12 protein-coding genes are annotated in these 13,678 nt (G+C 62.0%); 3 read left to right on the forward strand and 9 right to left on the reverse strand.

Annotated features, from left to right (window positions below; translation table 11 throughout):
- Positions 1-101: 101 nt before the first annotated feature.
- The 3 genes from galE to mscL form a co-directional block, all read right to left on the reverse strand.
- Complete coding sequence (galE, locus tag FY112_RS26180) at positions 102-1,136, reverse strand: UDP-glucose 4-epimerase GalE (protein ID WP_151519619.1); 1,035 nt, start codon at positions 1,134-1,136, stop codon at positions 102-104.
- Positions 1,137-1,330: 194 nt separating this feature from the next.
- A complete protein-coding gene (locus tag FY112_RS26185) occupies positions 1,331-2,497 on the reverse strand; it encodes a pyridoxal phosphate-dependent aminotransferase (protein ID WP_151519620.1) in 1,167 nt (388 codons plus the stop codon).
- A gap of 111 nt (positions 2,498-2,608) precedes the next feature.
- Complete coding sequence (mscL, locus tag FY112_RS26190; RefSeq protein ID WP_017958900.1) at positions 2,609-3,046, reverse strand: large conductance mechanosensitive channel protein MscL; 438 nt, start codon at positions 3,044-3,046, stop codon at positions 2,609-2,611.
- Between the two features lie 207 nt (positions 3,047-3,253).
- On the opposite strand from mscL, the gene FY112_RS26195 reads away from it, so the two are divergent.
- Positions 3,254-6,769, forward strand: coding sequence for a PAS domain-containing hybrid sensor histidine kinase/response regulator (locus tag FY112_RS26195; RefSeq protein ID WP_151519621.1), 3,516 nt, complete (start codon positions 3,254-3,256; stop codon positions 6,767-6,769).
- Positions 6,770-6,777: 8 nt separating this feature from the next.
- Here FY112_RS26195 and FY112_RS26200 read toward each other — a convergent pair whose 3' ends face one another.
- A complete protein-coding gene (locus FY112_RS26200; RefSeq protein ID WP_094086759.1) occupies positions 6,778-7,335 on the reverse strand; it encodes a TetR/AcrR family transcriptional regulator in 558 nt (185 codons plus the stop codon).
- 137 nt (positions 7,336-7,472) lie between these two features.
- Between FY112_RS26200 and FY112_RS26205 the strand changes: the two genes are divergently transcribed.
- Entirely contained in the window at positions 7,473-8,675 is a 1,203-nt protein-coding gene (locus FY112_RS26205) for an MFS transporter (protein ID WP_151519622.1), read from the forward strand.
- 4 nt (positions 8,676-8,679) lie between these two features.
- On the opposite strand, the gene FY112_RS26210 is transcribed toward FY112_RS26205, so the two are convergent.
- Positions 8,680-9,123 (reverse strand): nuclear transport factor 2 family protein, encoded by a 444-nt coding sequence (locus FY112_RS26210; RefSeq protein WP_017958896.1) that lies wholly within the window; start codon positions 9,121-9,123, stop codon positions 8,680-8,682.
- Positions 9,124-9,240: 117 nt separating this feature from the next.
- Positions 9,241-9,645: a GFA family protein gene (locus tag FY112_RS26215; protein WP_011650379.1), complete on the reverse strand. Its 405-nt coding sequence runs from the start codon at positions 9,643-9,645 to the stop codon at positions 9,241-9,243.
- A gap of 115 nt (positions 9,646-9,760) precedes the next feature.
- Between FY112_RS26215 and FY112_RS26220 the strand changes: the two genes are divergently transcribed.
- Positions 9,761-10,204 carry a MarR family transcriptional regulator gene (locus FY112_RS26220; RefSeq protein ID WP_026158514.1) on the forward strand — a complete coding sequence of 148 codons (444 nt, stop codon included), beginning with the start codon at positions 9,761-9,763 and terminating at the stop codon, positions 10,202-10,204.
- A 231-nt stretch (positions 10,205-10,435) separates the two neighbouring features.
- Here FY112_RS26220 and FY112_RS26225 read toward each other — a convergent pair whose 3' ends face one another.
- The 3 genes from FY112_RS26225 to FY112_RS26235 all read right to left on the reverse strand — a co-directional run bounded on the left by FY112_RS26225 (position 10,436) and on the right by FY112_RS26235 (position 13,678).
- Positions 10,436-10,645, reverse strand: a complete 210-nt coding sequence (locus FY112_RS26225) for a cold-shock protein (protein WP_003545273.1) — start codon at positions 10,643-10,645, stop codon at positions 10,436-10,438.
- A 420-nt stretch (positions 10,646-11,065) separates the two neighbouring features.
- On the reverse strand, positions 11,066-13,279 hold the full coding sequence (locus FY112_RS26230; protein WP_151519623.1) for a 3-hydroxyacyl-CoA dehydrogenase NAD-binding domain-containing protein: 2,214 nt from the start codon (positions 13,277-13,279) through the stop codon (positions 11,066-11,068).
- Between the two features lie 15 nt (positions 13,280-13,294).
- Entirely contained in the window at positions 13,295-13,678 is a 384-nt protein-coding gene (locus tag FY112_RS26235; protein WP_131718643.1) for a cupin domain-containing protein, read from the reverse strand.

Genomic DNA, 13,678 nt, shown 5'->3' on the forward strand with positions numbered 1-13,678 from the left:
TTTCCGTTGGCCAGAGCCAGCCAGAGAAAGTTTGATTTTTCCTTATTCACGTTACGGCATGCAGACCCCCGCAGGCGCGGGGATGGGAAACGGGTTCTGGATCAGAAGGACGCGGCGGCGAGTGCCCGGTGGATGCTGTGCAGGTCGTCGACGTTCCTGTTCGACAGGAACAGTTCCCAATCGAGCGAGCTCTGGACGATGGTTTCCAGCGAATCGTACCTGGGCTTCCAGTCGAGCAGCTGCCGGGCGAGCGAAGCGTCGGCGACGACGCTTGCGGAATCGCCGGCGCGCCGCGGCGCCATGTGGATCTTGAAGGAATGTCCGTGCAGGCGGGTGACCATGTTCAGCACGTCGAGCACGGAATAGCCGCTGCCATACCCGCAATTGGCAACGAGTGAACCCTTATCCCTGCGCAGGTGCTGCAGCGCTTTCAGATGTGCATCCGTGAGATCGCTGACATGGATGTAGTCGCGCACGCCGGTGCCGTCATGGGTGGGATAATCGATGCCGTAGACATTGACGCTGTCGCGCCTGCCGAGCGCTGCCTCGCAGGCGACCTTGATGAGGTGCGTGGCGCCTGAGGTCGACTGGCCGGCGCGGTGGTGCGGGTCGGCGCCGGCGACGTTGAAGTAGCGAAGCGCGACATAGTTGAAATCATAGGCGGCGGCGGCGTCGCGCAGCATGAACTCGGTCATCAGCTTCGACTGGCCGTAAGGATTTTCAGGATTGAGGGGGGCCGTCTCCTTCACCGGCAGGTCGGTCTTTTGCTGGCCGTAGACGGCCGCCGTCGAGGAGAAGACGAAGTTGCGGATACCGGCCTTGACCGAAGCGCTCAGCAGCGCCCGGGTCTTGCCGGAATTGTTGTCGTAGTAGGAGAGCGGATCGGCGACCGAGACCGGGACGACGGCGGAGCCGGCGAAATGGATGATCGCCTCGATGTCGTTTTCGATGAAGACCTTTTTCAATATGTCGGGATCGGCAACGTCGCCGAGATAGAAACGCGCCGCCGGCGCCACGGCCCAGCGAAAGCCTGTGGAGAGGCGGTCGAGCACGACCACATCCTCGCCCGCATCGAGCAGCGCCCAAACCATGTGACTGCCGATATAACCGGCCCCGCCCGTCACCAAAACCGCCATGTCCCGCATCCCCGCTTTCGTTTTATAAGCAGGGGCATCAGGCGCCGGTTTTTCTTTCCAAGTTTCTTATCGAACGGCCTTTGGAAGGCCTTTGAACGGGTATGTTTGGAGTCGTGGTTAGAGGCCGATTTCGGGCTTTGCTAGAGTTTTATCGATCCGGCGATTCCGGCACAAAATCGACTTGGCGACGCTTCTCAGAGCTTGACGATATAGTCGCAGAGGCGCTCGGCCGCGACCGCCACCTGCGCGGGGTCACGCAGGAAGCAGGCGCGCAGGAAGAGTTCGCCGCCCGGGCCGAAGGCTGTTCCGGGTGCTAACCCGACGCCTGTCTTGTCGACGATGTCGAGCGCTGCCTTGCGGCTGTCGGCGACGCCGTCGATCTTCAGGAAGGCGTAGATCGCGCCGTCCGGTTTCAGTGTCTCGACGCGGTTGGTGGCAATTAGCGCATCGCAGAGAATATCGCGGGAGCGGGCCGCCTTGGCGATATTGGCAGCGACGAAATCGTCGCCTTGATCAAGGGCTGCGACGGCGCCCTTCTGCATGAACTGCGCCACCCCCGATGTCGAATACTGAATGAGGTTTTCGAGCACCTGGCCCATCTCCGGCGGCGCGACGATCCAGCCGACGCGCCAGCCGGTCATCGACCAGTTCTTCGAGAAGGAATTGACGAAGATGATCTTGTCGCCCTCGTCCATCACATCGAGGAAAGAGGGCGCGCGGCCGCCGGCAAAATAATAGCGGGCGTAGATTTCATCTGCCAGGATCCAGAGGTCGTGCTTGCGGGCAAGCGCCAGAATATCGCCAAGATCCTGTTTCGTTGCCGTCCAGCCCGTCGGGTTCGACGGCGTGTTGATGAAGATGCCCTTGGTCTTCGGGGTGATCGCGGTTTCGATGCGGTTAAGATCGACCGCCCATTTGCCGCCTTCGAACTGCAGCTCGACGCTGAGCGAGCGCGCACCTGCTATCTCCAGGGCGGCGGCGATATTCGGCCAGGAAGGCGAGAGGTAAACCAGTTCGTCGCCCGGCGAGGTCAGCGCCTGCACGGCAATCTGGATCGCCTGCATGCCGGAACCGGTAACGTAGAAATGCTCGACCGGAAGACGGATTCCGAAATGTCTGTTGTAATAATCCGAAAGCGCCTGGCGAAGCTCCGGAATGCCGCGCTGCCAGGTGTAGAATGTCTCGCCGGCGGCAAGCGCATCCATCGCCGCTCTGCTGATGAATTCGGGCGTCGGCAGATCGCCCTCACCCACCCAGAGCGGCAGCAGGCCTTCGCGGCCACGGGCATAGTTGACGAGTTCGACGATCCCGCTTTCGGGCGCCGCCAGGGCGCGCGGGCTGAGGCTGCTGACGATCGACATGCATATCTCCGGTTTCCGCCTTCATAGCGGATTTACGCCGGCAAATCCCATGACATCCAGTGATGGCATATCGATTTTGGTGATGAATGAGCCCGGCCGCAGCGGACAGGATCAAGCCGTCGGGCGCGTGGCGAGAAGATCGCGGATTTCCGTCAGCAGCTGAACGTCTGCCGGCGGCGCTGGCAGCTCTTCCGGTGCCGCCTTTTCCTGGCGCTCGACCTGGGCACGCAGGGTGTTCACGCCCTTGACCATCAGAAAGATGATCCAGGCGAGAATGAGGAAGTTGATGAGCACGGTCAGGAAGCTGCCATAGGCAAAAACCGCTCCCTGCTCGCGGGCTGCGGCGAGCGACTGCGCGTTGACGGCCGACGAGAGTGGGAGGAAGTAATTCGAAAAATCGAAGCCGCCGAAAATGGCGCCGACGATCGGCATAATGAGGTCATCCACCAAAGATTTGACGATGCCGCCAAAGGCGCCGCCGATGATGACGCCGACTGCGAGATCCATGACATTGCCACGGGCGATAAAGGCCTTGAACTCATTGAGCATCGGATCCGTCTCCCTTTGATACAATTGTGTTAATTAGCTACATCTTCATTGCAATTAATCAATCGGCAATCGCAATTATTCGGCAATACCTCCCCCGCGGTCTTTGACTTAAGGCCTAGATGGCCGGCAATTTTCAAAGTGCCTGAAATGACCTAAGCTGACCCGCGTTGCGGGAGGTCCCGGCGGGTTTCCGCCGGCGGAGGGTCAATGCTTCCAGGCTGGGTTATATTCGCGTCTGCCTTCGGCTATCTGCTCCTGCTTTTCGCCGTGGCTAGCTATGGCGACCGCAAGAACCGCAGCCAGGGCACGCTCGGATCGGGCACGCTGAGCGGATGGCCGGTGGTCTATGCGCTGAGCCTTGCGATCTACTGCACCTCCTGGACCTATTTCGGCAGCGTCGGGCTTGCGGCGCAACGGGGCCTGGAATTTGCCGGCATCTATATCGGCCCGATCCTCGTCTTCACGCTCGGCATGCCGCTGCTTCGCCGCATCATCGAGCTCGCCAAGGCGGAGAAGCTCACCTCGGTTGCCGATTTCGTCGCCGCGCGCTACGGCAAGAACCCGACGGTCGCCACGATCGTCGCACTGATCTCGCTGATCGGCGCCATTCCTTATATCGCGCTGCAGCTCAAGGCGATCTCGAGCACCGTCAGCGCCATGGTCAATCCGTCCGATTACGGCATCGGCAGCGGCAATCTCTATTTTCTCGACCTGCCGCTCGCCGCAACGCTGGTGCTTGCCTGCTTCGCCATCATGTTCGGCACGCGGCATACGGATGCGACGGAACATCAGGATGGCCTCATCCTCGCCGTCTCGATGGAATCCGTGGTCAAACTCGTCGCCTTCCTGACGGCCGGCGTCTGCGTCATCTGGTTTCTGTTCGATGGCCCGACCGATCTCTGGCGCAAGACCGTCGACAATGAGCTGGTCATGTCGGCGCTCAACTACCATACGCCGATCAGCCGCTGGATCACCCTGATCATCTTGTCGGCCTTTGCGATCATCCTGCTGCCGCGGCAATTCCACGTGACGGTTGTCGAAAACCGAACTCCGAAACAGCTGAAACTCGCAGGTTTCCTGTTTCCCACCTATCTCATCGCCATCAATCTCTTCGTGCTGCCGGTGGCAATCGGCGGGCTCTTGACCTTCGGCGGCACCGGCAATGCCGATTTCTACATGCTGTCGCTGCCGCTTGCCGGCCAGATGCCCGTCATTTCGCTGATCATCTTCATCGGCGGTTTCTCCGCCGCAACGGCGATGGTCATCGTCGATTCCGTCGCACTGTCGATCATGGTGTCGAACGACATCATCATGCCGATCTTCCTCAGGCGCAAACTCGCCGGCCGCGCCGGCCAGCGCGACAATTTTGCCAAGACGCTGCTCAACATCCGCCGCAGCGCCATTTTCGCCGTGCTGCTGTTCGGTTATGCCTATTACCGCTCGACCGACAGCACCGCCGGCCTTGCCTCGATCGGCCTTCTTTCCTTTGCCGCGATCGCGCAAATCGCCCCAGCGCTTTTCGGCGGGCTGATCTGGCGGCGGGCGAATGCGCGCGGCGCGATCCTCGGGCTGACCTCCGGCTTCGTCATCTGGATCTACCTGCTGTTCCTGCCCTCGCTCGGCGGCCCCGATTATTCCTATGTGGCGAGCGCCGTGCTCGGCTTCATCTTTCCCGGGACCACGCTGTTCACTGCTCCCGACGCCGATCCGCTGGTCAACGCGACGGCGATGAGCCTGATGGTCAACACCGCCTTCTTCGTCGTCGGCTCGCTCACCCGCAACGCCAAGCCGCTGGAGCGCATCCAGGCCGGCATCTTCGTCAAGCGGCATTCGCGTTCGCAATTTGCCACGCGCGGCTGGAAGACCCGCATCAGCGTCGGCGATCTCAAGGCGGCGATCTCGCGCTACCTCGGCGAAGAGCGCATGCAGCGCTCGTTGACGACCTACGAACAAAGCTCCGGCCGCAAGCTGGAAGACGAGCAGCCGGCCGACATGGCGCTCATCCATTTCAGCGAACAGCTGCTCGGCAGCGCCATCGGCTCGTCCTCGGCCCGGCTGGTGCTGTCATTGATCCTGCAGAAGATCGAGGATGCCTCTTCCGACACCGCCTGGCTGCTCGACCAGGCGAGCGAGGCGCTGCAATATAACCAGGACATGTTGCAGACAGCACTTTCGCAGATGGACCAGGGCATTGCCGTCTTCGACAGTTCCAACCGGCTGACGATCTGGAACCGGCGCTTCCGGCAATTGCTGGACCTGCCTGAGAATGCCGGCCAGGTCGGTTTTCCCTTGTCCGAAATCGTTACCACGCTCAGCCAGCGCGGCGACATCGCGCCCGGCGATCTCAGCCAGACGGTCCGGCATTTCCTGACGCTCGACAAACCCTTTTCGCTGGTGCTCGGCGGCGGCGAGCGGATCATCGAAGTGCGCTCCAATGCCATGCCCGACAAGGGCATCGTCGCCACCTTCACCGACATCACCCAGCGCGTCAGTGCCGATAAAGCGCTGAAACAGGCGAATGAGACGCTGGAGCAGCGGGTCGCCGAACGCACCGCCGAGCTTACCCGCGTCAACCGCGAACTCGGCGAGGCGCGCGCCGCCGCCGACGAGGCGAATATCGGCAAGACACGCTTTTTCGCTGCCGCCGGCCACGATATCCTGCAGCCGCTGAACGCCGCCCGGCTCTATTCCTCGGCATTGGTCGAGCGCATGGCGCAATCCGACAACAGCCCGATCGTGCGCAACATCGATTCCGCGCTGGAATCGGTCGAGACCATTCTCGGCGCGGTGCTCGATATATCCAGGCTCGATACCGGTGCCATGCGGCCGCGGCTCGCCTCCGTCGCGCTATCCGACCTCTTGGAGCGTATCCAGACCGATTTTGCGCCGATCGCCCGCGAAAAGCGGCTGAAGCTGGTGGTCATGCCGACGTCGCTGCGCGTCCGCTCCGATCCCAATCTGCTGCGCCGGCTGGTGCAGAACCTGGTCTCCAACGCCATCAAATACACGATTTCAGGCAAGGTGCTGGTCGGGGCGCGGCGGCGCGGCAACCAGGTGATCATCCAGGTGATCGATTCCGGCATCGGCATCCCGCCGTCGAAATTCCGCACCGTGTTCAAGGAATTCGCGCGGCTGGACGAAGGCGCGAAAACCGCCTCCGGCCTCGGGCTCGGCCTGTCGATCGTCGACCGCATCGCCCGCGTGCTCAACCATCCGGTCGAGCTGCAGTCGACGCATGGCAAGGGCACGGAATTCCGCATTGCCATGCCGCTCGACGTGTCGCGCACGGCCGCGGCTGCAGCAGCGATTGCGCCCGCCGACCGCCCCGGCCAGCCGCTGAGCGGGTTGAAGATCCTCTGCATCGACAACGAGCCGAAGATCCTCGAAGGCATGCGGCTCCTGATCAGCGGCTGGGGCTGCGAGGTGGAGTCGCTCAATTGCCTCGCCGACGCCAACACCGTCGATGGCCAGGAGGGAGCGCCTGATATCGTCATCGCCGACTACCATCTCGGCGACGGCACCGGCATTGCCGCGATCCTGCATCTGCGCCGGCAGTTCGGCGCCGATATCCCCGCTTTGCTGATCACGGCAGACCGCACGCCGGAGGTGCGCAGCGAGGCCGAGCGATACGGCATCGCCGTCCAGCACAAGCCGGTGCGGCCGGCAGCGTTGCGCGCCTATATCACCCAGATTTCCGGCATCAAGCGCGCCGCCGCGGAGTAACACAAAACTCAGTCCGTCGTGCCCATGACACGCGCAACCAGATCGTGCACGCGCGCTGTTGCCGGCACGTCGCCAAACAGGATGCGGTACATGATCGGCGCCACGACCTGGTCCATGACGCGCTCGACATCCGGAAAGGCCTCGCCGCGGGCCTTCGCCCTCTCGGCGATGACGTCGATCTGCTGGCGGGTATATTCGCTGCATTTACAGGCGTTCGCGCCCGCCTGCGCCGCCAGCACGTCGCGGATCATCTCGCGGCCCGGACCGGAGGACATTTCCTCGGCATATTGCTCGGCCCAGGTTTCGAGATCGGCCTTGCCGCTGCCGGCATCGATCGGCTGCATATCCGGCCGCAGCCGATCGACGGCGACATCGGCAAGAAGCTCGTGCAGGTCGCCCCAGCGGCGATAGATGGTCGACGGCGTTACCCCCGCCTTGCCGGCAATCAGCGGGATCGTCACGTCGGCGCGGCTCATCTCGGCCATCAGCTCACGGACCGCCTTGTGCACCGATGCCTGAACCCGGGCGCTTCTGCCGCCCGGACGGAGATTCTCTTTCACTGTCACGTGTGCAACCCGACTTTCTCTCCTTGCCACCGATGGTTCAAAATCTTTGACAGACCTATTAACGCAAATAATTTGCTTTTACGAAATGCCGGCTCTACATAGGCTAAAGCAACGGCTTAGCTTTAAGGGGCTTATATATGTTCGCCGCAGCCAAATCCACCAAGAATTCGCCGCGCCCCTCGATCGGCTTTCATGCGCTGACGCTCGCGACCTTCTTCGGCGCCTCCGCCGCACCGACGCCGCTCTACCGGATCTATGAGGAAAACTTCTCCGTCTCGCCGGTGCTGATCACGGTGATCTTTGCGGTCTATGCCTTCGCGCTGCTGGCGGCGCTGTTGATCGCCGGTTCGATCTCCGACCACCTCGGCCGCAAGCCGGTGATCTTCTTCGCCCTCGCGCTCGAAATCGTCGCCATGGGCCTCTTCGTCGTCGCGAGCGGTCCCGGCTGGCTGATTGCAGCACGGATCGTGCAGGGACTGGCAACGGGAATCGCCGGCGCCTCGATCGGAGCGGCGCTCGTCGATGTCGACCGGGCAAAGGGACAGATCGTCAATTCGATCGCGCCGCTTTGCGGCATGGCGGTGGGGGCAGTGGGCACCAGCGCCCTGATCCAATACGGCCCCTTCCCGATGCATCTGGTCTATGCGCTGCTGCTCGTCGCCTTCACGCTGCAGGCAGCCGCCATCTGGCTGACAGGCGAGACCGGCGGCACGCGGCCTGGCGCGCTCGGCTCGCTGATACCGCGGGTCACCATTCCCAAGCAGGTGAAGCGGCCGCTCTCGCTGGTGACGCCGATCAACATCGCCAACTGGACGCTTGCCGGCTTCTATCTCTCGCTGGTCCCGTCCTTGGTCGCCAGCACGACCGGCAGCCGGGCGCCGCTGACGGGCGGGGCCGTCGTCACCGCGCTGATGGTGAGCGGAGCAATCGCCGTCTATCTCAGGCGCAGCAAGACGGCCTCGGCCAATCTCGCTTTCGGCGTGTCGGCCAAGACGCTCGGCATCCTGACGGTCGTTGCCGGCGTGCATCTTGCCAATGTGGCGCTGCTGCTCGTCGGCACGATTTTTACCGGCGTCGGTTTCGGCACCAATTTCCTCGGGTCGATCGGCACCATCATGCCGCTTGCCAAGGCGGACGAGCGGGCCGGACTGTTATCGGCCTTCTACGTCCAGAGCTACCTCGCCTTCAGCCTGCCGGCGATCCTGGCCGGGTTCCTGGCAAAGTCGGCCGGTTACGCATTGACGACGGATATCTATGCGACGGCGATCCTGCTTTTGATGGGCGTCGGATTGGTGAGCATTCGCGCCGACCGGCGGAAGGTCGCGGGGAGTGCTGCCTGACACTTCACGGCTTGAGATCGAGCAGCGCCCGGCCGCTGCCATCCATGGCGAAGGGCACCGAGGCGTGCTGGTGGGCAACCAGCCAGCGGCCATCCTGCTTGACGAGGCCGAGGGTCTGGCGGAACCACAGATCGACGGCGGCGCCGTCGGTCTTGGTCCCGGTCATGCGCGTGAGGCCGCTCCAGAAAGCCACATCCTCGCCAACCGTCAGTCTGGCATCGCGCACATCGCCGCCGATCGGGCCTTCCCAGGTATCGAACCAGGCCTGCAGGCCCGCCTCGTCCTTGCCGTAATAGACCAGCGGCGGCGCCAGCGAAAATTCGATCTCATCCTCGGTCTCGTAGGAAAGCGCATCCTTGGCATTTTTTTCGCCCAGCGCCTTGGCCCGCATCATCAGCATGGCGATGATCGCCTCTTCGTCGATCCTGGCATTCGCTTCGTCTTTCACAATCGGTCTCCTTCTGCGTTATTGACAGAGGACGAAGGGGAGGACGACGATCCGACATCGACTTCGAGCTGAGCATGATGTCGTCCGAAAACCGCTCACACTTTTCGGCATCATGCTCTAGAGATAACTCGTCACCGCCGGTTCGTTCCACCAGGCATCGTGCCTGCCGTCGGCATAACGGACCGGCAGTGCTGCCAGTTCCTCAGGGGTGATATCGTCGAGGCAGGCGATGTTGATCGAGACATAGGCGCCACCGATCGCTTCGACATAACCGTCGCCATAGGCCGGCACACCGCAGGTGCGGCAGAAGCGGTGATGACCGCTCATGGTGTTGAACTGATAGTCGGAGGTCTCCGCCTGGTCGCACATCAGCCGGAAGTCCTCCGGCTTGACGTTGGCGCCCCAATAGCGACGCTTGGCGCAGATCGAACAATTGCAGCGGCCGGTGCCCTCCTCGAGGTCCATGTCCACCTCGTAATGCACTTTGCCGCAATGGCAGCTTCCCTTGTAGGTTTTCTTCACGGCGCTTTCCTCCTTCGGCGTTGCCTTCAGTCTACTGATATGACAATATGTTGTCATTATGGATGAGATACAAAATCGACAACATGTTGTCAAACAAAATCGACCGGAGCGAACGATGGAGGGGGATGCCTTTTCCGCTTTCGCAATCACCGCCCTTCGCCTCGCCGGTCATCTGACGGCGGCGGGCGACCAGTTGGCAAAGCCGGCGGGACAGACGAGCGCGCGCTGGCAGGTGTTGGCCGCGGCACGACGCGGCGGCATGTCGGTGGCGCAGATCGCCCGCGCGCTCGGCCTCGCCCGCCAGGGCGTGCAGCGGCTTGCCGACGTGCTGGAGAGCGAAGGCCTGATCGCCTATGCCGACAACCCGCAGCACCAGCGCGCCAAGCTGGTACGACTGACGGAAGAAGGGGCGGCGCGGCTCGGTGTCATCGAGGTCGCGCAAGCCGGTTGGGCCGACGCGCTAGGCGCCGCTTTCACGTCAGCCGAGCTCGATGCGGCACGGGCGGTGATGGCGCGGGTGATGGAGATGCTGGAGGGTGGCGAGACGGCCGGCGGTTGAGGGGCTTTGCTGTCTTGCAGGATTTGTTGTCGCCGGCGCCGTATTCAGCTTGACCAAACGAAAGATTCTTTAAGATCGTGCCGTGGCCGGCTACTCCGCCAACTGGGCACAGCATCAACCGACCAGACACAAAAAAAGGCCGGGTTAACCCGACCTTCCCTGCTATCTCAACGAAAAGTGCCAGTACATCCGTGGTCACGATCCGGAGGTGATATTTAGAGCCTTGAAGGCTCAGGCCGCCTGGAGGCGGTCTGCCGACATCTTGCCGGACTTGTTGTCGCGGACGAGCTCGTAAGACAGCTTCTGGCCATCCTTGAGATCGCGCATGCCAGCGCGTTCAACGGCGGAGATGTGGACGAAAACGTCGGCTGCGCCGTCATCCGGCTGAATGAAGCCGAAGCCCTTGGTTGCGTTGAACCACTTTACGGTACCTGTGCTCATGACGATATCCTTTTCGAATCGTTCATAGAAGACTGCAGCTCGGATAAATGCCGAGCGGCGATGAAAACCGATTTTGGAGGAAGTTCGCCAGGAACGACGCGAGGCCGTTTCAAAGTTCATCTAGCAAGATCGATGCGCGAACATGTAATCGGAAATTGTGTCCGTGGCAAGGCCGCAGCAAGGGAAAGTCGAGCGGGCTGAGGGAGGATTTCTTTGACGTCGTGCGTGTCCAGCCCCCTCTAGCTTGCCGGCCATCTCCCCCACAGGTGGGGAGATCGGCAAGCCGCCGGCTCACCGGACCTCTTCGGCGTCTTGCCGTAACGGATATGATAGGGGAAGCCGTCGCGCCCAGCTAATCTCCCCACTTGTGGGGGAGATGCCCGGCAGGGCAGAGGAGCGCGCCGCGGCAGATACAGAGGCCTAAGCCGCCTGCCCCATCTTCGCATAGGGGTCGAACCGTCCGTAGAACGTCTCGCCCTTGGCGGCCATGTCCTTCAACAGTGGCGTCGGCTTGAAGTGACTTCCGTAAGTATTAGCTAACTTTTCAGCCAGTTCCACGAAAGCCTTGGCACCCATCCCGTCGATATAGCTCAGCGCCCCGCCGGTATAGGGCGCGAAGCCGAATCCGAGGATCGAGCCGACATCCGCTTCGCGCGGATCGGTGACGATACCTTCCTCCACCGTGCGGGCGGCTTCCAGCGCGATGGTGACGAGGAAACGCTGTTTGAGGACGTTGACGTCAACCTCATCCGTCGGCTTCTGCGGATAGAAGGTCTTGAGGTCTGGCCAGAGGGACTTCTTCGCCGGTTTCGGCGGGTAGTCGTAGAAGCCCTTGGAATTCTTGCGGCCGAAACGGCCCTCCTTTTCCACCATGCGGGAGATGAGTTCCATATGCCTGGGGTCGATGGCTTTTTCGCCGAGATCGGCGACCGTCGCCTTGAGGATCTTCAGCGAGAGGTCGATGGCGACCTCGTCGTTGAGCGCCAACGGACCGACCGGCATGCCGGCCATCTTGGCGGCATTCTCGATCATGACAGGCGGCACGCCCTCGATCAGCATGTCGTAGCTTTCCGACATGTAGCGCAGCACGCAACGATTGACGAAGAAGCCGCGGGTGTCGTAGACGACGATCGGCGTCTTCTTGATGGCTGCAACATAGTCGAGAGCGACAGCCAGCGCCCTGTCGCCGGTGTCGCTTCCGAGGATGACCTCGGTCAACATCATCTTCTCGACAGGCGAGAAGAAGTGGATGCCGATGAAATCGGCCGGGCGTTTCGAATTCTTGGCGAGACCTGAGATCGGCAGGGTCGAAGTGTTGGAGGCAAAGATCGCACCTTCCGGCAGCACGGCTTCGACCGCCTCGATGACCGCTCTCTTCACCTCGCGATCCTCGAACACCGCCTCGATGACGAGGTCGGCATTGGTGAGGTCGGCATAGTCTGCCGAGGGTGTGATGCGGGAGAGCAGTGCAGCTGCTTCATCCTGCGTAAGACGCCCCTTACCGACAGAATCCTTGACCAGACCTTCGGAGACGGTCTTGCCCTTGGTCGCCGCTTCGATGTCGCGATCAATCAGCGTCACGGGAATGCCGGCGGCGGCGGTGACATAAGCAATCGAGGCGCCCATGAAACCGGCGCCGACGACGCCGACATGCTTCAGCTCGGTCTTCGCATGACCTGCCGGGCGGCGGGCGCCTTTTCCGAGCTCCTGCATGGAGATGAACAGCGAACGGATCATCGAGAAGGCTTCGCGGGTCTGCAGCACCTCGGTGAAATAACGCTGCTCGATTTTCAGGCCGGTGTCGAAAGGCACCTGCAAGCCTTCGTAGACGCATTTCAGGATGGCAAGCGCTGCCGGATAATTGCCCGATGTTTCCCTGCGCAGGATCGCCGGAGCTGCCGGCCAGAGCTGGGCAGAGGCCGGCGTCCAGATGCCGCCGCCGGGCGCCTTGAAGCCCTTCTCGTCCCACGGGGCGACCGGCTTCAGGCCATCCTTGATCATCTGCTTTGCGGCCGCGATGAGCTGATCGGGCTCCACCACCTGGTGGACGAGGTTCATCGCCTTGGCGCGGGAGCCGGTCAGCGACTGGCCCGTCGTCATCATCTGCAGCGCATCCTGGGCGTTCGCCAGCCGCGGCACACGCTGCGTGCCGCCGGCGCCGGGGAAGATACCGACCTTCACTTCGGGCAGTGCGATCTTGACGCTCTTGGCATTGGAGGCGACGCGGCCGTGGCAGGCGAGCGACAGTTCGAAAGCGCCGCCCATGCAGGTGCCGTTGATGGCGGAAACCCAGGGCTTGCCCGATGTTTCGAGCTTGCGGAACAGGCCGCTCATGCGGCCGACCAAACCGAAGAGGTTCTGCACCGCCGTTTGCGGGCTCTTTTCCTTCTCATCCTGATAGGAGCTGAACATCGACTTGATCATCGAAAGATCAGCGCCGCCGGAGAAGGAGGACTTGCCCGAGGTGATGACGACACCCTTGATGGCGGCACCGGCGGTCGTGGCGTCGATGATCGCGTCAAGTTCGGCCATCACCTCCGCGGTAAAGACGTTCATCGATTTGCCGGGCATGTCCCAGGTGACGAGAGAAATGCCGTCGGCGTCGGTTTCGAGCGTGAAATTGGTGTAGGTCATTGGGTTCCTCCCCGATCAGGCCGGCAAATGGCTGCGCTGCGCGTCTAAGGTCTTCGTCTTTTCGGTGACGACATCGCCGGTATGCTTGGTCAGCGACGGCTCGAAAAGCACGATCCAGCATTCCTCCTCAGCAACCGGATTATGCTCGACACCCATTGGCACGACATGAAAATCACCGGCGTTCAGATGCACATGCGGACGGTCGCGATATTCGATGGTCAGCGCGCCCTTCCAGATCAGGAAAAGCTCGTCCTCGTCGCGGTGGGAATGCCAGGCGAGCTGACCCTTAACCTTGGCTAGCTTGACGCTCTGGCCGTTGAGATCGGCGATGACGCGGGGCGACCAGTGCTCGCTGACCTCGGCATATTCGGTTTCGATCGTGCCGGTGTTGAAGCCCAT

The organism is Rhizobium sp. PEPV16, assembly GCF_008919455.1.
Classification (GTDB): domain Bacteria; phylum Pseudomonadota; class Alphaproteobacteria; order Rhizobiales; family Rhizobiaceae; genus Rhizobium; species Rhizobium leguminosarum_Q.

Coding starts and splice junctions, on each gene's coding strand:
- galE (WP_151519619.1), bottom strand. CDS start 1,136: ATGGCGGTTTTGGTGACGGGCGGGGCCGGTTATATCGGCAGTCACATG.
- FY112_RS26185 (WP_151519620.1), bottom strand. CDS start 2,497: ATGTCGATCGTCAGCAGCCTCAGCCCGCGCGCCCTGGCGGCGCCCGAA.
- mscL (WP_017958900.1), bottom strand. CDS start 3,046: ATGCTCAATGAGTTCAAGGCCTTTATCGCCCGTGGCAATGTCATGGAT.
- FY112_RS26195 (WP_151519621.1), top strand. CDS start 3,254: ATGCTTCCAGGCTGGGTTATATTCGCGTCTGCCTTCGGCTATCTGCTC.
- FY112_RS26205 (WP_151519622.1), top strand. CDS start 7,473: ATGTTCGCCGCAGCCAAATCCACCAAGAATTCGCCGCGCCCCTCGATC.
- FY112_RS26220 (WP_026158514.1), top strand. CDS start 9,761: ATGGAGGGGGATGCCTTTTCCGCTTTCGCAATCACCGCCCTTCGCCTC.
- FY112_RS26225 (WP_003545273.1), bottom strand. CDS start 10,645: ATGAGCACAGGTACCGTAAAGTGGTTCAACGCAACCAAGGGCTTCGGC.
- FY112_RS26230 (WP_151519623.1), bottom strand. CDS start 13,279: ATGACCTACACCAATTTCACGCTCGAAACCGACGCCGACGGCATTTCT.
- FY112_RS26235 (WP_131718643.1), bottom strand. CDS start 13,678: ATGGGCTTCAACACCGGCACGATCGAAACCGAATATGCCGAGGTCAGC.